This is a genomic window from Synechococcus sp. O70.1, assembly GCF_047462215.1.
Taxonomy (GTDB): domain Bacteria; phylum Cyanobacteriota; class Cyanobacteriia; order Thermostichales; family Thermostichaceae; genus Thermostichus.
Genome location: NZ_JANSIT010000008.1, coordinates 38272 through 57846, shown reverse-complemented (window position 1 = coordinate 57846; position 19575 = coordinate 38272). Strand labels below are relative to the sequence as shown.

The 19575-nt window shown below is 60.2% G+C and carries 23 protein-coding genes; 12 read left to right on the top strand and 11 right to left on the bottom strand.

The window, feature by feature from the left end; all coding sequences use genetic code 11:
• Positions 1–278: 278 nt before the first annotated feature.
• Complete coding sequence (locus tag NW833_RS06490) at positions 279–1190, top strand: methylenetetrahydrofolate reductase (protein ID WP_414405183.1); 912 nt, start codon at positions 279–281, stop codon at positions 1188–1190.
• Here the strand turns inward: NW833_RS06490 and dapB are convergent.
• The 6 genes from dapB to rpsL form a co-directional block, all read right to left on the bottom strand.
• Complete coding sequence (dapB, locus tag NW833_RS06485) at positions 1187–1960, bottom strand: 4-hydroxy-tetrahydrodipicolinate reductase (protein ID WP_414411957.1); 774 nt, start codon at positions 1958–1960, stop codon at positions 1187–1189. The two genes, NW833_RS06490 and dapB, sit on opposite strands and share 4 nt — an antisense overlap.
• Positions 1961–2081: 121 nt before the next feature.
• A complete protein-coding gene (gene rpsJ, locus NW833_RS06480) occupies positions 2082–2399 on the bottom strand; it encodes a 30S ribosomal protein S10 (protein ID WP_414396025.1) in 318 nt (105 codons plus the stop codon).
• Between the two features lie 91 nt (positions 2400–2490).
• On the bottom strand, positions 2491–3720 hold the full coding sequence (gene tuf / locus NW833_RS06475; protein WP_414411926.1) for an elongation factor Tu: 1230 nt from the start codon (positions 3718–3720) through the stop codon (positions 2491–2493).
• A gap of 18 nt (positions 3721–3738) precedes the next feature.
• The gene (gene fusA / locus NW833_RS06470; protein WP_414411956.1) at positions 3739–5868 is read right to left on the bottom strand and encodes an elongation factor G; all 2130 of its coding nucleotides are present in this window, start codon (positions 5866–5868) and stop codon (positions 3739–3741) included.
• Between the two features lie 154 nt (positions 5869–6022).
• On the bottom strand, positions 6023–6493 hold the full coding sequence (gene rpsG, locus NW833_RS06465; RefSeq protein WP_414410206.1) for a 30S ribosomal protein S7: 471 nt from the start codon (positions 6491–6493) through the stop codon (positions 6023–6025).
• A 56-nt stretch (positions 6494–6549) separates the two neighbouring features.
• A complete protein-coding gene (gene rpsL / locus NW833_RS06460; protein WP_414396020.1) occupies positions 6550–6957 on the bottom strand; it encodes a 30S ribosomal protein S12 in 408 nt (135 codons plus the stop codon).
• 191 nt (positions 6958–7148) lie between these two features.
• Here rpsL and NW833_RS06455 point away from each other — a divergent pair, with 191 nt between their 5' ends.
• On the top strand, positions 7149–7760 hold the full coding sequence (locus NW833_RS06455) for a ComF family protein (RefSeq protein ID WP_414411925.1): 612 nt from the start codon (positions 7149–7151) through the stop codon (positions 7758–7760).
• Positions 7761–7778: 18 nt separating this feature from the next.
• On the opposite strand, the gene NW833_RS06450 is transcribed toward NW833_RS06455, so the two are convergent.
• Positions 7779–8717, bottom strand: a complete 939-nt coding sequence (locus NW833_RS06450; RefSeq protein ID WP_414396017.1) for a prohibitin family protein — start codon at positions 8715–8717, stop codon at positions 7779–7781.
• A gap of 40 nt (positions 8718–8757) precedes the next feature.
• The gene (locus tag NW833_RS06445) at positions 8758–9555 is read right to left on the bottom strand and encodes a prohibitin family protein (protein WP_414396016.1); all 798 of its coding nucleotides are present in this window, start codon (positions 9553–9555) and stop codon (positions 8758–8760) included.
• 260 nt (positions 9556–9815) lie between these two features.
• Between NW833_RS06445 and NW833_RS06440 the strand changes: the two genes are divergently transcribed.
• From NW833_RS06440 to NW833_RS06415, 6 genes are all read left to right on the top strand, one after another.
• Positions 9816–10097, top strand: a complete 282-nt coding sequence (locus NW833_RS06440) for a hypothetical protein (RefSeq protein ID WP_414411924.1) — start codon at positions 9816–9818, stop codon at positions 10095–10097.
• Between the two features lie 114 nt (positions 10098–10211).
• Positions 10212–10385: a hypothetical protein gene (locus NW833_RS06435; RefSeq protein ID WP_414396014.1), complete on the top strand. Its 174-nt coding sequence runs from the start codon at positions 10212–10214 to the stop codon at positions 10383–10385.
• Positions 10378–10896, top strand: coding sequence for a GNAT family N-acetyltransferase (locus tag NW833_RS06430; RefSeq protein ID WP_414411923.1), 519 nt, complete (start codon positions 10378–10380; stop codon positions 10894–10896). The genes NW833_RS06435 and NW833_RS06430 overlap by 8 nt, the downstream gene beginning before the upstream one ends.
• 67 nt (positions 10897–10963) lie before the next feature.
• The gene (locus tag NW833_RS06425; protein WP_414396012.1) at positions 10964–11272 is read left to right on the top strand and encodes a 4a-hydroxytetrahydrobiopterin dehydratase; all 309 of its coding nucleotides are present in this window, start codon (positions 10964–10966) and stop codon (positions 11270–11272) included.
• Positions 11273–11391: 119 nt separating this feature from the next.
• Complete coding sequence (locus NW833_RS06420; RefSeq protein ID WP_414411922.1) at positions 11392–12351, top strand: NmrA family NAD(P)-binding protein; 960 nt, start codon at positions 11392–11394, stop codon at positions 12349–12351.
• Positions 12352–12436: 85 nt separating this feature from the next.
• Positions 12437–13423 (top strand): ABC transporter ATP-binding protein, encoded by a 987-nt coding sequence (locus tag NW833_RS06415; RefSeq protein ID WP_414411921.1) that lies wholly within the window; start codon positions 12437–12439, stop codon positions 13421–13423.
• Between the two features lie 29 nt (positions 13424–13452).
• Here NW833_RS06415 and NW833_RS06410 read toward each other — a convergent pair whose 3' ends face one another.
• Entirely contained in the window at positions 13453–14580 is a 1128-nt protein-coding gene (locus tag NW833_RS06410; protein WP_414411955.1) for a glycosyltransferase family 4 protein, read from the bottom strand.
• 367 nt (positions 14581–14947) lie between these two features.
• A complete protein-coding gene (locus NW833_RS06405) occupies positions 14948–15664 on the bottom strand; it encodes a M50 family metallopeptidase (protein WP_414411920.1) in 717 nt (238 codons plus the stop codon).
• Between the two features lie 235 nt (positions 15665–15899).
• On the opposite strand from NW833_RS06405, the gene surE reads away from it, so the two are divergent.
• Positions 15900–16631 (top strand): 5'/3'-nucleotidase SurE, encoded by a 732-nt coding sequence (gene surE / locus NW833_RS06400; protein WP_414396002.1) that lies wholly within the window; start codon positions 15900–15902, stop codon positions 16629–16631.
• On the opposite strand, the gene NW833_RS06395 is transcribed toward surE, so the two are convergent.
• Positions 16614–17234, bottom strand: coding sequence for a DUF3318 domain-containing protein (locus NW833_RS06395; protein ID WP_414405175.1), 621 nt, complete (start codon positions 17232–17234; stop codon positions 16614–16616). The two genes, surE and NW833_RS06395, sit on opposite strands and share 18 nt — an antisense overlap.
• Positions 17235–17364: 130 nt before the next feature.
• On the opposite strand from NW833_RS06395, the gene NW833_RS06390 reads away from it, so the two are divergent.
• The 3 genes from NW833_RS06390 to thiS are packed head-to-tail and all read left to right on the top strand — an operon-like array spanning position 17365 to position 19550.
• Entirely contained in the window at positions 17365–18114 is a 750-nt protein-coding gene (locus NW833_RS06390; RefSeq protein ID WP_414411919.1) for a GvpL/GvpF family gas vesicle protein, read from the top strand.
• A 60-nt stretch (positions 18115–18174) separates the two neighbouring features.
• Positions 18175–19365, top strand: coding sequence for an FAD-dependent oxidoreductase (locus NW833_RS06385; protein WP_414411918.1), 1191 nt, complete (start codon positions 18175–18177; stop codon positions 19363–19365).
• The gene (gene thiS / locus NW833_RS06380) at positions 19353–19550 is read left to right on the top strand and encodes a sulfur carrier protein ThiS (RefSeq protein ID WP_414411917.1); all 198 of its coding nucleotides are present in this window, start codon (positions 19353–19355) and stop codon (positions 19548–19550) included. Before NW833_RS06385 ends, thiS begins: the two co-directional genes overlap by 13 nt.
• The last annotated feature ends 25 nt before the right edge of the window (positions 19551–19575 follow it).

Below are 19575 nucleotides of genomic sequence, written 5' to 3'. Positions count from 1 at the left end.
AGGATCTGCCTATCCAGCAGCGCAGGAAGAGGTTAGGGTGCGGGCATTGTGGCTGGAAGAAATGAGACTGCGCTTTTGGGGGCTTCTGTAAACCAGCCCGCTAGAGGCTCGTGAGTGGCTTGCCAACTGTAGGGCTACGTTCGCGCTAGCGGGACGGAGTCCTTACAGCCCCCAGCTTTCCCCCTGCTCTAAAGAAAAAGCACAATGCCTTAGCTAGAAAAACTTTCTCAAACGATCGATAATAGGCCAACGCACTGCTTATTTCTCTTCTCAAAACTGTGGCCTTGACTTGCTCACCGCCATCGCGCTTTGCTCAAGCCATTCAGCGGGGAGAGTTTCTGCTCACCGCCGAGATCACCCCACCCAAGGGATCCGACACCACTGCTATGCTGGCTTTGGCCCAGCAGCTCAAACAGCGGGTGCACGCCATCAACATAACTGACTCCAACCGGGCTGTTGCCCGCATGAGCCCCTTGGCCGCCTCGCTGCTGCTGCATCAAGCGGGCATTGAGCCCATCCTGCAACTGGCCTGCCGGGATCGCAACCGCGTGGCTCTCCAGGGGGATCTGCTAGGAGCTTCGGCTCTTGGCCTGCGCAATGTTTTAGCCCTGACGGGGGATCCCATCCACGTCGGGGATTGCCCCGATGCTCGAGCCGTCTTTGACCTGGAGTCGGTGCGCTTGCTGCAGCTTATCCAGCGCCTCAACAGCGGCCTTGACTGCAACGGCAAACCCCTTCCTGACGGCGGCACCTGCCTGTTTCCGGGGGCAGCGGTAGAGCCACAATCCCCTAGCTTTTCGGGCCTGGAGCGGCGCTTCTACCGCAAGCTGGAGCACGGGGCCCAGTTTTTCCAGAGCCAGATGGTGACCGACTTCGACCAACTGGAGCGCTTCATGGACAAGCTGGGGCGCCCTGCCGGCAAGCCCATCCTGGCCGGTATCTTTCTGCTCAAGTCTGCCAAAAACGCCCTGTTCATCAACCGCAACTTGCCGGGGGTGCAGATTCCGGAGGCCATCATCCAGCGGCTGGCCAAGGCTCCCGACCCCCTGGAAGAAGGGATTCGCATTGCCGCCGAACAAGTGCGCCAGGCCCGCCAGATCTGCAACGGCGTGCACCTGATGGCCGTCAAGACCGAACATCTCATCCCTCGCATCCTTGACGAGGCCGGGATCCCACCTCTTAGCAACTAGCTCAACACCTGCTCCAGCCCGTAGACCAATCCCTTGAGCTGCAACACCTTGCGGATGCCCAGGATCACCCCCGGCATAAAGGCCACGCGGTCGGTGATGTCGTGTCTTAGGGTGAGCGTCTGCCCCATGCCGCCGAAGATTACTTCCTGGTGGGCGACCAACCCCGGCAGGCGAACGCTGTGGATGGGGATGTTGGGGCCAGGGATCCCACCCCGCGAGCCGGGGATCAGCTCCCTTTCTTCCACCTCGGGGGGGTTGAACGCCTTGCCCAGTTGTCCCAGCCGCTGGGCCGTCTGCAGAGCCGTGCCACTGGGGGCATCGGCCTTGCGGTTGTGGTGCAGCTCGACGATCTCCACGTGATCGAAATACTGGGCCGCCTGCAGCGCCAGCTGCTGCAGCAGGATCATGCCGATGGCAAAGTTAGGCGCAATGAGGCACCCTACGCCAGCCTTGTCCGCCAGATCCCGCAGCCGCTCCAGTTGCTCCGGCGTTAGGCCGGTTGTCCCCACCACTGGCCGCACCCCAAAAGCAATTGCCGAGCGGACGTTTTCGTACACAGAGCTAGGATGGGTGAAGTCCACCATGACGCCTCGGGTACTCTGCTGCGACAGCCGCAGCAGCTGCCCTGCCAGGTCGTCGCTAATGGCCACTCCCAACGCTCCTAGCCCTAACACCTCGCCAATATCTGCGCCTAGGTGCGAACGAGCCACTGCTCCCACCAACCTCATGTCGGGGGTTTGGGCCACTGCTCGCACCACCTCCCTCCCCATCCTGCCCAGGGCTCCTACCACTAAGACGGGGATGGGCTCAGAATTTTGTCCTTCTTGCTCGACTGCCGTCGCCACCGCCTGCCCCCTTACCTTGGAGCGCTAGAGATCCCCGCCCAGGCCATCACAACTTCACCTCAATGTCTACCCCTGCCGGCAGATCTAGCTTCATCAAAGCATCGATAGTCTTGGAGGAGGGGGAATAGATATCGATAATGCGCCGGTGGGTGCGGATTTCAAAATGTTCCCGGGAGTCCTTGTCTATGTGAGGAGAACGCAGCACACAGTAGAGGCGCCGCCGCGTCGGCAGCGGAATTGGCCCCACTGGCACTGCCTCTGTTCGGCGGGCTGTATCCACAATTTTGGCGCAGGAAGTATCCAGCAGCCGATGGTCGTAGGCCTGCAAGCGGATGCGAATTTTTTGTTGGGTTAAAGTAGCCATACTTGAAGAGAGAGTAGGGTGTACTTAAAAGGCAACAGGGATCAAGCCCTCTGGAGTAACCAGCGCCCAATCCCTGCTGCGAGCCAGTAGCTTACTTCAGGATCTTGGAGACTACCCCAGCTCCAACCGTCCGACCGCCTTCGCGGATGGCAAAGCGCATCCCCTGCTCAATGGCAATGGGTCGGATGAGCTCCACCGTCATCCTAACGCGGTCGCCCGGCATCACCATCTCCGGCTTCGAGCCATCGTCAGCCGTAAAGGAGGAAATGGTGCCCGTGACGTCGGTGGTACGCACGTAGAACTGGGGACGATAGCCCGCAAAGAAGGGTGTGTGGCGGCCCCCCTCTTCTTTGGTGAGGACATAAACCTCCGACTCGAACTGGGTGTGGGGGGTGATGGTTTTGGGCTGGGCTAGGACCATGCCCCGCTCCACTTCGTTTTTCTGAATACCCCGCAGCAAAACGCCGACGTTGTCGCCTGCAATCCCCTCGTCCAGCGTCTTCTGGAACATCTCCAGACCCGTCACCGTGGTGGAGCGGGTCTCGCGCAGCCCCACGATCTCTACCGTATCCCCCACCTTGATGCGGCCGCGCTCAATTCGGCCGGTTGCTACCGTGCCACGACCTGTAATCGAGAAGACATCTTCTATTGCCATCAGGAAGGGCTTGTCTACTTCCCGCACTGGCGTCGGGATGTAGGAGTCGACCGCATCCATCAACTCATGGATCTTGTCCACCCAGGGATCCTCACCCCGCTGGGTTTTGGGGTTGGCTTGCATCTTCTCCAAAGCCTTAAGAGCCGATCCCCTGACAATTGGGATTTCGTCGCCGGGGAAATCGTACTTGGAGAGGAGCTCCCGCACCTCCAGCTCTACCAGCTCCAGCAGCTCCTCGTCGTCCACCATATCTACCTTGTTGAGGAAGACGACGATGCTGGGCACTCCCACCTGGCGGGCCAGCAGGATGTGCTCCCGCGTCTGCGGCATGGGTCCATCTGCCGCCGACACCACCAGGATGGCCCCGTCCATCTGGGCTGCCCCTGTGATCATGTTTTTTACGTAGTCAGCGTGGCCAGGGCAGTCCACGTGGGCGTAGTGACGCTTCTCTGTCTGGTACTCCACGTGGGCCGTGTTGATGGTGATACCGCGGGCTCTCTCCTCGGGCGCCGCGTCAATCTCGTCGTAGCGCTTGGGCGCCGCTTGGCCGAGGGCAGCCAAGGTCATGGTAATGGCGGCGGTCAACGTCGTCTTACCATGGTCCACGTGGCCAATGGTGCCAACATTAACGTGGGGTTTGGTGCGTTCGAACTTAGGGCGTGCCATGAATCCTCACTTCCTTTTTCAGTTAGCTACGTTTCCTTTGCTTTTGGCAATGATGGCTTCCGCGATATTGCGAGGAACTTCCTCGTAGTGGCTAAACTCCATCGTAAAGATACCCCGCCCTTGCGTCTTGGAGCGGATGTCGGTGGCATAGCCAAACATCTCTGCCAAGGGAACCTTGGCGGTGACCTTGGAAGTGCCACCTTCGGTAGTCATCCCCTCCAGCTGGCCGCGGCGGGCGTTGATATCCCCAATGACATCCCCGACAAAGGCTTCGGGCACTTCCACCTCCACCTTCATCACGGGCTCCAAGAGTACGGGGTTGGCTCTGCGAGCGGCTTCCTTGAGAGCCAGTGAACCGGCAATCTTAAAGGCCATCTCGCTAGAGTCCACCTCGTGGAAGGAGCCGTCCACCAGGGTGACGCGGATATCGATCAGCGGATAGCCAGCCAGTACGCCAGACTCGCAGGCTTCGCGGATCCCTTGCTCAGCCGGTGGAATGTATTCCTTAGGAATGACCCCACCCACAATTTTTGAGATAAACTCGAAGCCTGTACCTGGCTCTGCCGGCTCCAAATCAATCACCACGTGGCCATACTGGCCGCGGCCACCGGTTTGGCGGATAAACTTCCCTTCCACACGGCTGACGGCCTTGCGGATGGTTTCGCGGTAGGCCACCTGCGGGTTGCCGACGTTGGCCTCCACGTTGAACTCCCGCAGCATTCGGTCTACCAGAATCTCCAGGTGGAGCTCGCCCATGCCGGAGATAATGGTTTGGTTGGTTTCTGGATCCACCGAGACGCGGAAGGTGGGATCCTCCTTGGCCAGGGCCTGCAGTGCCCTCGAGAGCTTGTCAACATCCGCCTTGGTTTTGGGCTCAATGGCCACGGAGATGACCGGCTCGGGGATGTAGAGGGATTCTAGGATCACTGGAGCATTTTCGTCGCAGAGGGTGTCGCCGGTGGTGGTGTCCTTCAGGCCCAGCACCGCTCCCAGATCCCCTGCCCGCAGCTCATCTACATCCAGACGCTCATCTGCCTTGAGCACCACCAGTCGCGAGATGCGCTCTTTCTTGTTTTTGGTAGAGTTGAGCACGTAAGTGCCCTTGGTCAGAACGCCGGAGTAGACGCGAATAAAGGTGAGATCTCCATACTTGTCGCTCATCAGCTTAAAGGCAAGGGCGGAGAAAGGCTCCTCGTCACTGGCCTTGCGTGACACCTCTGTGCCATCCGGCAGTATGCCCTTGATGGCTGGAATGTCGATGGGAGAGGGGAGGTAATCCACCACTGCATCCAGAAGCATCTGGATGCCCTTGTTCTTAAAGGCAGAGCCACAGAGCATCGGCACAATTTGACCGCTGATGGTGCCCTTGCGCAGACCTAGTATTAAATCTGCTTCGCTCAAGTCCTCCTCGGCAAAATACTTTTCCATCAGGGTTTCATCGACTTCAGCCACCGCTTCCACCAGCTTGGCCCGGTACTCCGCTGCCAGATCCTTCATTTCCTCTGGGATCGGCTCGGAGCGAATGTCCCTGCCAAGCTCATCCATGTAGATGTAGGCCCGCCTGCGCACCAGATCAACGATGCCGCGGAATTCTTCCTCTGCCCCAACAGGCAATTGAATGGGAACGGCATTGGCTTTAAGGCGCTCCCGGATCTGGTTGCAAACCTTGAGGAAATTGGCCCCCATGCGATCCATTTTGTTAACAAAAGCAATGCGGGGCACGTTGTAGCGATTGGCTTGGCGCCAGACCGTCTCTGACTGCGGCTGCACGCCTGCTACGGAGTCAAAGACAGCAATCACGCCGTCCAGCACCCGCATGGAGCGCTCCACCTCAATGGTGAAGTCCACGTGGCCGGGTGTATCGATGATGTTGATGGTGTACTCTGGCGCACCGGCAAGAGGCTGGGAGGGGTTTTCCGGATCCCGCTTTGTCCAGCGGGTGGTGATGGCTGCAGCCGTGATGGTGATACCCCGTTCCCGTTCCTGTTCCATCCAGTCGGTTACCGTGGTTCCCTCGTGAACCTCGCCCATCTTATGCACCAGGCCCGAATAAAAAAGAATCCGCTCCGTCGTCGTGGTCTTGCCGGCATCGATGTGAGCTGCGATGCCGATATTGCGGACTCGCTCTAGGGGAACTGTGCGCGCCACGTTAACCTCCCAATCCTCGTCGCCCTGCGACCTAGGCAAACTAAAAAACCTTTACAATTTTAATCTCTTTTGCCGACTTTTCTCCAGATCCTACGCCTCTCCTAGGCTATGGAGAGGGATAGCAACCACTGCCTCCTTACTTGGCCAGACAAGCTCAGTAGCGGTAGTGAGCAAATGCTTTGTTGGCCTCAGCCATACGATGGACTTCCTCTCGCCGACGGATGGCACCGCCGGTTTCGTTGGCTGCATCGATGATCTCGTTGGCCAACTTGGCTGACATAGTACGGCCCGAGCGAGTGCGGGCAAAGGTGACTAGCCAACGCAGCGCCAGCGAGGTACCTCGCTCCGGCCTCACCTCCACGGGTACTTGATAGGTGGCCCCACCCACGCGCCGCGCTTTGACCTCCACCAGAGGGGTGACGTTGCGCACGGCATTTTCCAGAACGGCCAGCGGCTCCTGGCCAGTGCGCTCCCTCACAAGGTCAAGAGCCTCGTAGAGAATCCTGGCAGCTAGAGACGCCTTGCCCCTCATCATTATCTTGCGCATGAGCATGCTCACCAAACGGCTCCCGTATTTGGGATCGGGGGGCACTTCACGACGAGGGGCACGGCTACGGCGAGACATAGTGGGACTGTCTAGAGAGGGGTAATGCAGGATAGGAAACTGGTCTCGGAAGAAGACTATTTCTTCTTGCCTGTAGCGGCTGGCGCTTGACCAGGCTTGGGTCGTTTTGCGCCATACTTGGAGCGGCCCTGCTTGCGGTCTTTGACTCCTGCAGCGTCAAGGGTGCCGCGAATGATGTGGTAGCGCACGCCAGGTAAGTCTTTTACCCGTCCGCCGCGCACTAGAACCACGGAGTGCTCTTGCAGGTTATGGCCAATGCCGGGAATGTAAGCTGTAATCTCAAAGCCAGAGGTCAGCCGAACCCGTGCCACCTTCCGCAGGGCTGAGTTGGGCTTTTTGGGCGTTGTTGTGTACACTCGCGTGCAAACTCCCCGCCGCTGCGGACACCCTTTCAGAGCGGGTGACTTGCTCTTGCGGACAGCAATGCTTCGCTCTTTGCGAATTAGCTGTTGAATGGTGGGCATGGGTTGGCCAGGACGGCTAGTCTTTATTTGGCAGTACCTAATCCTAGCAAGCAGGGATCCCGCCGTCAACCGTCGGGTCTCCAGCTCCTCTTCTAGACTGAAACCGACAGGAGCACCTTGCAGCAGCCATGGGCTGGCTGGATTGGTGGATTGCACTTCCTTGCCCGCTCTGCCAGCGGCCAGCTAGGGGAGTGTTTTGTCAAGACTGCCAGAGGCAATTGCAGGCGGAGCGGCTCGACTCCTGGCCGGTCACCACCTCGCCCTGGCCGCTTTATGCTTGGGGGATCCACCGGGGAGCGCTGCGGAGAGCCCTCTATTCCCTGAAATACCAGGGACAGCGGCGGATTGGCGCGGTCTTGGGGGAATGGCTGGGATCCCGCTGGCTGGAGAGCCGGCAGCGGCGTTCTGACCTGCTTCGTCAGGACTATACAGTGGTGCCCATTCCGCTTCATGCGGAGCGGCTGCAACAGCGGGGCTACAATCAGGCAGCCTTGATCAGCCAGGCTTTCTGCGAGCGCACGGGTCTTCGCCACCTGCCCACTGCCCTGGTGCGGGTGCGGGCCACGGCGCCCCAACACGAGCTTAACCCCCAGCAGCGTCGGCAAAATCTAGCTGGAGCCTTTGCCCTCAAGTGCCCTCCGGCTACGCCGGTGTTGCTGCTGGATGACATCTACACCACCGGCTCTACGGTAGAGGCAGCGCACCAGGCTTTGGCTGCTGCCGGGATCCCTGTGGCGGGGGTGATCGTGGTGGCCAAGGCACAGCAAGCTGCCGCTTGCCTCAACCTGCCCTGGCAGCTCTGATGGAAGGGCCAGGCTTGACTACTGCGCCTGTTGCAGAGCTGCCTGGTGAGGATCCACATTGAGAAACACAGTGGCCTCCCCCTCGACGCGGATGATGCGCAAGGGGGGAAGGGAGTCGGTCGGGTTTTGGATGCGCTCTTGCAGCTTCTCGTAAAACAGCAGATCCGCCAGTTGGGCGTTTTTCGCTGCCGCCTTCCCTTTCAGCTCAATGGCCCGCTGGTTTGCCGCCGCCAGGATTAACAGTCGCTCCGTCTCTTTTTCCTGGATCTGCGCCCGCACCGCTGCCGTCTGCGCAGTAATCGAGGCCACCTGTTTGCGCTCAATGGAGTCCCGCAGGGCCTGGGGGAAATCGGCATGGCCTAGGAAGAGGCCTTCTACCTCTATCAAGGGCAAGGTCTGGCCGTTGCGGTTGACGGTGGGCATCTCTTGGCGGATCAAGTCCAGGGCCTGCTGCTCGATGGCCATGCGCTGGCTTTTGCGGTAAAAATCCTCAGACTCGAAAGAGGCGGAGATATCGCGGATTTTGGAGCGCACCAACGGCACCACCACTGTTGAAAGATAGTTCTCGCCGATGGTGGCGTGCAGCTCGTCCAGGGTGGCGATGTTGGGCCGGAGGGCAATAGCCACGTCGACGGTAAAGGCTTGCCCATCGGCAGTGTTAACTGCAATAGCGTTGCTGATGGCATTGGGGGAGTTGGGGTCGTTGGTAAACTCCCAAACGCGGGTGAGCACGGTGTAGGTAATCGGCGTCTCGATCCCCGGGATCCGGAACATCACCCCCGGCAGCTCCACCCGCCCCTTTTGCAACCCGGAAAAGGTATTGAACACCACGGTGGCGTGGCCAGGCAGGGTGACGTACAGGCAGGCGCGAACCATTCCCAGGGCCGCTAGGAGAGCGATTGCTGCTCCAGCTAACCAACGCCTCTGGCGCGGGGGCACTTCCTCTGTCGGATACACGGCAGTTGCTCCTGTTCCCAGATTGGGGCTGACGGCACGGCTACTTGGTAACCAGCGTCTCTAGGCGGGATCCCAGCACGGCAGCCTTCACTACCTCCAGGTACTGGGGATTTCGGGTGAGGGCCTCGGCTTTGGCTTGCAGTTGACCGGCTTCTGCCTCGGCTTGAGAAATGATGGCGCGGGCCTCCTGACGCGCCTGCTCGATCTCATATTGTTTTTTCACCAGTTCGTTTTCGGCGATGGTCTTTGCTTCGATAGCCGCTACAAAATCGGGGTCGAAGTCTATGTCTCGCAGCAGAAAGTCCAAAACCTCGATGCCATATTCCTTGAGCAAAAGGGCCACCCGTTCCCGGATTTGCCCCTGGAGCACTGGGCGCTCGGTGGAATACAAAGCCTGGGCGGAAAAGCCGCTGGTCTCGTTGAGGATGACCGAGCGGACAATGGGAGCGATGCGATCGAGGTAGTTCTCCCCCAGTTGGGTATAAACCTTGGGAGCGTCCACAATGCGAAATTGCAGTGTTGCCTCAGCGGCAATCAGCTGTCCATCCTGAGAAAGGGCCAGCAGCCGCGGCGCGTAGGCGTCAGGATCCTCGTCCCTCCAGGTCAGAGCTTGGGTTTTCACATCGAAGGTAACCGTGCGCGAGACAAAGGGCGGTACCCAGTGCAGGCCTGGCTGTAGGGGCGTCGGGCTCACCCCCCCTCCCCAGGTAAACAGCACCATGTTCTCGCCGTTGCCCACCAAGCGCAGCGGCCTGCCCGCTGCCATCAGGATCAACACCACGCCTGCCAGAGTAAGCTGGGGCAGCCAGCGGCTTACCTGCCTTGACCACCTCTCCATCGGCAGCTACCTCCCTCCTACCCTTGCCAGTATTGTTGCCACCGCCTTCAGAGGGAGGCAGGAGCTTTCGCCATCTTTTAAGCTTTCTGCCCGGCTTTCCTAGCCTCGGGCAAGTTGCAGAAGGACGAGAAAGCAGGAGCGCTGATGTCCCTGAATCTCGAAAAGTTCGCAAAAGTTCACTTCACAGTTTGCAAAGACTCAGGATAAGCCGGCGAAAAGAGAAGAAGATTAAAACATGATAAAGATTTGGGTTGCCGTTCATGCTGCCTCCTCTCGATTACGAGCGGCGAGAGATCCAGGTGCCAACCTCCTGTATCGCGCTGGCAGCCCAGGCTCTAATCCGGCAGGGGGTATCCGTCTACTGGCGGGAAGACAGCCTGTCCGCCCTTATTCAGCTGGGAGCCAGAGGAGCTAGCGATCGAGCTGCCATTTTGTTGGTGGAAATGAGCCTTGCCAGCCAACCGGAGGAGCTGAAGAGCTGGCTGGAGATGTGCTGGCGACTACCCAGCCATCGCCGCGAGCTGTTGCAGGTGCGAGGATAGGGGATCGCTTCTTCTGCAGGCGCGCCAGTCTTGCAAAGTAGGCTGGGGGGATTTGGTCCTGAAAGACAGGGGCCAGGCGCTGCAAAATAGTCTGTAGTCTAGCACCCTCAGCCTATGGATCTCTTGCGGCAGTACGTCCTTCCCGCCCTGATCCTACTGGTATTCCTGTTTACTCTGGTGGTGGTGAGCATCCGCTCGTTTCTACCCCAAGATATGGCCCAGCCCGCACCGATAGAGGAAGCCCCTCCTGTAGCTCTTTCTGGTTGCTGGATGCCTGCCTATGTCTGAAACTGGGATCCCTTTGCCTGCCGGCTACCGTTGGCGCATTGGCTCTGCCTGGGATCGACCCTGGGTGCGGCGGGGACTGCAGGCCACTTTGCAGGAATCTTTCCCCGAGCAGAAGCACTGGGATCACCTGGAGAAGACGCTAGATCGCCTCTTTGACCCCCCGCGTACCCCCTGCTGGTGGATCTTGAAAGAAGAGACAGGGGAGCCAGTGGGCGGTGTTTGGGCCGGCATCTCTACCGATCAAGCCACCTATCGGCGGGTAGCCTACGTCTTCTTGCTCTGGGTGGATCCTGCTCACCGCCGGCGAGGGCTGGGCAGGGCCTTGATGCAACAGGTGGAACGCTGGGGATCCCAGCAGCAGTTGGCAGCCATCACCCTGCAGGTTTATCGCCACAACCAGGCTGCCCTCAACTTTTACAAGCAGGCCCACTTTAGCGTGCAAGGCTACTGGCTGTATAAGCCCCTCGGCGGCGCCAGCGCGGCTGATCCAGAAGGTTATGAAGTTTTGTAAGTAAGCCAGGCCTTGTTCTCAGTTCCCTTTTTGATGAAAGCGGTGGCAACGATTGGGGGGAACGCCCATGTCCAGACCTGTCAAGCTGAGCGAAGCGGAGATCCAAGCCAAGCTGGAAAGCCTGCCGGGCTGGTCCTTGCGGGAGGGAAAGCTGCACCGCCAATTTCAGTTTCGCTCTTTCGTCGAAGCCTTTGGCTGGATGAGCAGTGTGGCCTTGGTGGCTGAGAGCATGGGCCACCATCCCGAATGGACCAATGTGTACAACCGTGTGCGGGTGGATCTCACCACCCACGACGCCGGGGGCATTACGGAGCTGGACTTTGCCTTGGCACAACGCATGAACGAGCTAGCCGGCTCCTCGGCAGCCAATGGCTGAGCTGATCGCGTTAGCGGGCCGTAGGCCAATCGCGTTAGCGGGCCGTAGGCCTTGAGGGGGTGTGTTGGGAGCTATCTCAGTCTGATAAACTAAGGCCAAGGTTAAGAAATGATAACTTTATGAACGTGCTGGTTGTCGGGGGAACAGGAACCCTGGGCCGTCAGGTAGTGCGGCGGGCTATTGAGGAGGGCCATCAGGTCAGCTGTCTGGTGCGAAACCCGGCTAAGGCTGCTTTCCTAAGCGAATGGGGGGCCCACCTCAAAGTGGGGAACCTGCTGCAGCCAAGCACGCTCCGAGAGGCCATGGAGGGTGTTGAGGCGGTGATTGACTGTGCCAGCGTACGACCAACCGACACGCTCACCACCCGCCAGGTGGATTGGGATGGCAAGGTCGCTTTAATCAACGCCGCTCGGGCCGCCCAAGTGGGGCACTTTATCTTTTTCTCCATCATGGGCGCTCAGCACGAATACCCCAATGTGCCCCTGATGAACTTTAAGCACCACATTGAGAAGTATCTGGTCGGATCCCAGATGCCCTACACCATTTTTCGCCTGGCGGGCTTCATGCAGGGGCTGATTGGCCAGTACGCCATCCCCATTTTGGAAGAGCAAATCGTTTGGGTAACCAGCGAGAGCGTTCCCACGGCCTACCTCGACACCCTAGACGCAGCCCGGTTCGCGGTGCGGGCCCTCAGCCTCGAAGCAGCCAAGAGACAGATCTTTCCCTTGGTGGGGCCCAAGGCTTGGACTTCCCAAGAGGTCATTGCCCTGTGCGAGCAGCTTTCTGGCAAAAAGGCCAAGGTCAGGACCATACCCCTGAGCCTGTTGCGGGGAGCGCGCAAGGTAGCTCAGTTCTTTCAGTGGAGCTGGAACATTGCCGACCGGCTGGCGTTTGTGGAGGTGATTGCCGCCGGAGAGCCGATGCACGCTGACATGACACCGGTGTGCGAAGCCCTAGGCATTGAACTGGCTTCCCTGACCTCCCTCGAGGACTTCCTCGCAGACTACTTCCAGAGGATGTTGAAACGGATTCGCGAGCTGAAGGTTAAACAACCCAAGAAGGTCAAGACGCCTTTCTAAGGGAAACTGCAAACTGCAGCCGAGGCGGGAGTAGAGCGTAAACTGGATAGCGGGCTAGCCTTTTTCTCAACTCCAGCTTTTCCCGATGAGCGAGACGGTTGTCACCTCCCCAGGAGCCGCTGTCGCCCAGCCCGAGCCAGCCATTGCCGTTGCCGGCCTAAGCAAAACCTACCGCACCGGCTTTTGGCTAACCAAGGTGGTCACCCCTCTTAAGGATTTTTCGCTAACCGTGGCCCGCGGTGAAACCTTTGGGCTACTAGGGCCCAACGGAGCTGGCAAAACCACCACGATCAAGTGTCTGCTGGGCATTGTCGAGCCCACCAGCGGCAGGGGCACGCTCTTGGGCAAACCCCTGGGGGATCGCTCCATCAAGCAGCGGGTAGGCTACCTGCCGGAGAACCCCTATTTTTACGACTACCTGACCGCTTGGGAGTTTCTCCATTTTGCTGGCAAGGTGTTTCGCCTCTCGGACAGCCTCCTCAAGGAGCGGATCCCGCAGCTGCTGGAGCTGGTGGGGCTTTCTATAGATACGGCCCGCAAGAAGCCAATGCGCACCTACTCCAAGGGCATGCTGCAGCGCACGGGCATGGCCCAAGCCCTGATCAACGACCCGGAGCTGGTGTTTCTGGATGAGCCGATGTCGGGTCTGGATCCCATGGGCCGCTACCAGATGCGGGAGATCATCCTGTCTCTCAAGCAGCAGGGCAAAACGGTATTCTTCAACAGCCACATCCTGGGGGATGTGGAGGTGATCTGCAGCCGCATCGGCCTCATGGTCGGCGGCAAGTTGGTGCAGCAGGGAACGTTGGACGAGCTGCTGGGCCAGAGCAAGAGCTACCGCGTGCAAGGGCACGGCGGCGCCGTAGAGCAGTTCCGCGACTGCCTTGAGCACTTCTCCATCCAAGGATCCCATTGGTCAGGGGAATGGAGCGGATCCCTGCCGGAGCTGCTCAATCTCCTAAACCAGGCGGGGGCGGTGGTAACCGATGTGCATTGGCAACGGCAGTCCCTAGAGGAGTTCTTTGTCGAGCAAGTGCGGGCCATTGAAGGGGATCGGCCACTCTCTGCCTGACCTGGCCCAGGTGTTTTGGAACGTCATTTCTACCGACTACGTCCTGCCTCAGCGATGACAGCGCGGTAGTACTCCTCTAGCTGCTGCGTGGCTGCGGACCAGCTCCAGCGCTCGGCCTCCTGGCGGGCCTGTTGTCGGAAAAGTTGCCGCTGGTCGGCCCTCTCCAACAGTTGCCGTGTGGCTTGAACAAAGTCGCTGTCGGAGTCGGGATCGAAGAGAAAGCCGTTGCGGCCGCTGTCCACCACATCGGTAATGCCGCCGCAGCGGGGGGCGATCACCGGACAGCCGGCAGCCATGGCCTCTAACAAAACCAGCCCCAACGTCTCGGTGCGGGAGGGAAACACAAATAGATCGGCAGAAGCAAAGGCCGCCGCCAGCTCTTGCCCCTGCAAGTAGCCCGTAAACACCACGTCATAGCCAGCAAAATGCTGTTCCAGGGATCGCCGCTCCGGTCCATCCCCGACAATAGCCAGACGCGCCTGCGGGATCTGCTCCAGGAGCACCCGGATCCGCCCCACCTCTTTTTCTGCGGAGAGCCGACCCACGTAGAGCAACAGCGGCCGCTCTGGCTGCCCTGCGCTAAGGCGAGCCCGCATCTCTGGACTGGCGGCCTGGGGATGGAAGAGCTCCGTATCCACTCCTCGCTGCCACAGGTGAACTCGCTCGATGCCGTGGGCAGTGAGCTCCTGCATCATGGCCGTCGAGGTACAGAGGTTGAGCCGCGCCAAATTGTGCCCCAGCCTGAGGAGGCTCCACAAAACCCCCTCCAGAAAGCCCAGCCCATAGTGCTTCAGGTACTTTGGCAAATGGGTGTGGTAGGAGGCCACCAGGGGGATCCTCATGGTCTGACTGTAGTAGAGGCCCCCCAGCCCCAAAACCGCTGGGTTGACCACGTGGATGACATCCGGTCGAAAACGGCTAAGCAGCCTGCCAATGGCCGGGCCAGGAGCAGCCAGCCTCAACTCTGGGTACAAAGGCAAGGGGAAGCCTGGGATCCCGTAAACCCGTGCCCGCGCAAACCGCCTGGGTGCTCCCTGAGGGGCAACAATCAGCACCGAGTTGCCGCGGGCCGTTAGGTGGCGCACCGTATGGCAAAGCCGGGTAACAATGCCATCTACCTTGGGCAAGAACGTCTCTGTAAACAGAGCTATGCGCATCGGGGATCCCAAGCCTACTGCTCCCACCCGTCGGACAGCGTCTTCGACGACTCTTAGGATGAGTGTTGCACAAAATGGCAACGCAACAACGGCTTGGGCACCCCCTCTAGCGGGACAGGCTAGCAGCAGGGCTGGCTGGCTGGAGCTGGCCCAGGGCTGGGTCTTGGCCCAGAGTATCTGCCAACGTTTTGCTCACAGATAGCAGCATGGCCGCCAAAGCCAGACCAATGACATCCCTCCACATTGTCCGCTCCCACACTCCTCACGCCCCTTACTGTAGCGGCGGCTTTTGCGGCCGGGCAGTGATGGGCAACGGATTTTTGGGTGATAGCAATCACTGCCAAAATTGCGGCTTTGCCCCTTTTGGCTAGTCGCGGAAGGCCAGTTGCAAGCTGCTTATCAGCACAGCCAAAGAAAACACCGCCATCACCCCTCCCCAGAACCAGTAGGGCAAAAATAAGCTTTGGGCTATCTGGCTGGAGTCGGAGAGGATCAGCCGCCCGTTGATGACAGCACCCTCCATAAAGAGATAGTCAACCTGGTGATAGGTGCTCACACAGGCCTGCACCCCCAGAAATTGCAGGACAAAGCCCCGCAACCAAGGGGAAGCCCAGCAAGCTACCGCCAGGATGCCCAAACCCATGGCGGGGAGGAGCAAGAGGCCAAAGGGAGAACGCACCCAGAGCAGCGTCGAGAGCAACAGCAGGGATCCCAAAAACACCAACCCCAGCCAAGCTGTGCTGCGGCGGCGGGAAGCGAGAATGAACAGAGCCCCAGCCAGCGGCGGACCCATCGGCCCAGCGGCGGCCACCAAAGCCCGCCCCACCCGTCCTAAAAACAGCTCGCCACTGTAGATAGCTAGCCCCGAGCCATCAGGATAGATCTCCAGACGATGAAACTCTCCCCCCAACAGCAGCGCCGTCAGCCCGTGGCCCATCTCATGAAACCAGGTGGCCAACAGGGTAAAGGGATAGAGGAGGTAATTGCCCCCGGGAAACTGCCAGAGCAAGACCGTCAGCCCTGCAGCAGCCACCAGCCAAATCACGCTCTGCCGGTCAGGTTTTTCGGAAGGGGAAGAAGGCATAGGGGGAGAGGAGACTTGCCAAAAAAGAGTCTAGAACACCTAGCCCCGTAGACGCCTGCTAGCGGTGCAGAGTTCCACGCCATTGAGTCTTGCCAAGCCTCAACTGGGGGAAGAGAACGCCGGGGATCTGCCTTATAAAGAGAGACGGGCTCCGCCTTGCCCTTGACCTCAAACCCATCTGCAACAGGGACTTGCGATTAGGCTAACCCAAGGAGCTGCCGGCAGAGGAATTTGGATGAAGGTACTGCTAACCAACGACGATGGCATTGAGGCAGCAGGGCTGGCGCACCTCAGGCTAGCTCTCAGCGCTCTCGTTGCCGAGGAAAACTGCTGGATTGTGGCCCCCCACCAGCCGATTTCTGGCTGTAGCCACCAAGTCACGACGGGGCGGCCCTTCCGCGCCTGGGCCCGTGGCACGCGCACCTTTGCTGTAGAGGGATCCCCTGCCGACTGTGTGCGGGTGGCCTTGTTTAAGCTTGCCCCTTCCGTGGATTGGGTGCTTTCTGGCATCAACGAGGGAGGGAATCTGGGAACGGATGTGTACCTGTCCGGCACGGTGGCAGCGGTGCGGGAAGCGGCGCTGCGGGGGATCCGGGGAATTGCCATCTCCCAGTATCGGGCAGGAAGCCAACCCATCGATTGGGAGCAAGCGCAGCGGTGGACGCGGGAGATCTTGGCAGAGCTGATGGAGCAACCCTTACCTAGAGGCGCCTTTTGGAACGTGAACTTGCCCCACCTGCCGCCTGGATCCCCTTTGCCGGAGCGAGTTTACTGTCCCCTCTGCACGCAGCCGCTGCCGCTCGATTACGCCGTGGAAGCAGAGGGAGAAGGCTTGGAGTTGCTGTGGTTCCGCTACCAGGGGCGCTACGCAGAGCGCGCTCGCGATCCCCAAACCGACACCGATGTCTGCTTCTCCGGTCGGGTAGCCATCACCCAGGTGCACCTGACCTCAGGAGCTCCCCGGTGAGGGAGTGAGGTTGCGGGCGATGGTTCTCAGCCGCTGCAGCCGCAGCGCCGTCAGGATGTCAGAGGGATCCAGCTTCAGGGTTTGTTCCAGGGCCTCTGCCAAGTGTCGGGCTGCCTCCTGACGGGTATAGCCGCGGAACTGGGCGCGGCGCAGGGCAAATTCATCGGCATCGAAAGGGGCGCTCTCGCGATTGAGGCTTTGCCAGATCTGTCGAACGGAGAGGGCCGTAATGCCCCCCGCTAGAAGAGCAGAAAAGGGGTGTTGCAGAGAGAGCTCCACCAGGGTGGTGATGCCCCCAAACAGCGCCAGCGATTGGTAAAACCCTGGCTGCAGCCAGTTGCGATGGCTAAGCCAGCCCACCTCCCGCAAAAACAGGAGATCTCGGTGCGGCTGCGGGATCCCTTGCCACCGGCGAAAGTCGATGGCAATGGTGCCCTGGGGCTGCCAGGGAGCCTGGCGGCGAGAAACCAGCAGCCTCTCGCCTCCCGAGTGAGGGACAACTTTGATCCAAGCTCGGAAGGAAGCGGGGAGCAGATCCCGCAAGCGCTCAGTTTCTTCTTTTTGAAAGGTTTCCAAAGACTGGAAGTCTGGGCCACTAGTCATACTTACGTGTGCTGATTCTTGAACCCCCTCTCTAGCCTAGCGGCAGCAGGGGTGGCGTGAGGCTTGGCAAGCGAACGTCCTGGCTCCTGCGGCTTTAAGCTGAGAAGAAAAGCCCAGCCTGGATTGAACCATGCTGTGGTCAGCTCAGCCAGAGCCGCCGGCAGGGATCCTTTACACCTATGCGTTTTTGCCAACGCCGGGGGCATCCCTTTGCCAATTCATCCAGCAAACCCCTGGCATGCAGCAGCCACTGCAGGTGTTCTCCCCGCCGGGGGGCCGCATTGCCGCCGCTATTGAGCCCCTACCCAACCCAGCGGCACTCCAAGCTTCGGACGAGGTACTCCTGCGTTCGGCTCTGCGCCATGACGAGGTGATCTGCCGGCTGTTTGCCCAGACACCCCTTCTGCCTCTTCGCTTTGGCACATGTTTTCTCTCGGCCGAAAAGCTGGGAGCCCACTTGTTAACCCAGCAGGCGGAGTACGAACAGGCGCTAGCTACTCTCGGGAGAAGGGCTGAGTATTGCCTCAAAGGCAGGGTTCACACCCCGCTTCCTGGGGATCCCCCGCCCGCCCCCAGTGGAACGGCCTACCTGCTAGCCCGCAAGCAGGCCTACCTGCAACAGCGCCAGGCCCAGGAGCAACAACAGCAGGAGCTAGCCGTGCTGCAGCAGCTCTGGCCCCCTAACTGGCCTGTGCAGAGGGGGGATCCCCAGTCAGGAGAAGTGCTGCGGCTATACTTTTTACTCACTCCCGCCGAACGGGAAGTTGCCGCCCAGCTCACCCAAACCTGGCTGGCGGAGCACCCCCACTGGCAATTGGACTGGAGTCCTCCCTTGCCCCCTTATCACTTCGTGGATGTCCTGCGGGATCTTTCTAGGTAGGCCCAGGCTGCTGGCCTGCTGCGGAGTCCTACCTGCAGCTTCTGACTCCACTGACCGCCAATGACCCTTCCCAGCGGCTCTCCTCAGACCAAGCCCTCGCCCACGCCCCGGACGGCCCAGCCGGATCCCGTCCTCATCCTCGGGGCCGGCCTCATGGGGCGCCTGTTGGCTGCCAGCCTGCTCGAAGACGGCCATCGGGTGCACCTGGTGGAAGCAGCCCCGGCCACCGCCCCAGAAAGCAGCGCCGCCCATTTTGCCGCGGCCATGCTCGCTCCTTTGGCTGAGTCGGTCATCACCGAAGCCAGCGTGGTGGCCCAGGGGTACTACGCCCTCTCCCGCTGGCCCGCCCTGCTAGCCAGCCTGCCAGAGCCCGTTTTCTTTCAGCAGGAGGGCACCTTGATCCTCTGGCACCGTCAAGATGCCGGGGAAGCCAAGCGCTTCTCCAACTTGCTGGCCGCGGTGAGAGAACGCCTCCCCCATCTTCCCCGCCCCCAGCCGCTTGATGCCCAGGCCCTGGCTGAACTGGAGCCCTCGCTGGCCGGCCGATTTAGCCAGGGTCTCTATCTTCCCCAGGAGGGTCAACTAGACAATCGCCAACTGCTGTCGGCTACGCTGGCCAAGCTGCGGCAGCACGGGGTGGAGGTGGAGTGGGGATCCTCTTGGGATCTCGAGCGAGCGCGGGCCTGGCAGCAGCAGACCGGCGGCTGGGTTTTGGACTGCCGTGGTCTGGGAGCCCAAAAAGAATGGGGCGGGCAGAAACCGCTGCGGGGAGTGCGGGGGGAGGTGGTGCGTTTGTACGCTCCAGAAGTTTCGCTGCGGCGCCCAACGCGGCTATTACACCCTCGCTATCCCATCTACATTGCTCCTAAGCCAGGGCACCTATTCGTGGTGGGAGCCACTGAAATTGAATCCGAGGATCGCTCGCCCGTGAGCGTCCGCTCGGCTTTGGAGTTGCTCAGCGCCGCCTACACGGTTCACCCTGCCTTTGCCGAAGCGCGTATCCTAGAATTAGGCAGCCAATGCCGTCCCACCCTAGCAGACAACTTGCCGGCAGTGGTGGAGCCATCCCCACGCCTGTTGCAGATTAACGGCCTCTATCGCCACGGTTTTCTCATTGCTCCGGCCCTTCACGACGCCGTCCTGGAGTACCTTCGCCACGGCAGTTGCCGCCTAGCCCAGCAGTTGGGGATCCCCTTTCAAGTGCAGGCTGCCTCGTTTCCCCAGGAGTCTCTGTCGCCATGCGGGTCTTGATCAACCAGAAGCCTTACGATTTGCCAGAGGGCACAACTTTGGCCGAGGCCATCGCCCAGGTGGAGGTCTGTGGCCCCTTTGCAGTGGCGGTTAACCTGGAGTTTGTGCCGCGCGCCCGCTACGAGCAAACCCGTCTGCAAGAGGGCGACCAGGTCGAGATCCTTGTGCCGGCTGCCGGGGGCTAGGGCATAGGCGCCTTCCTCTTTGTCC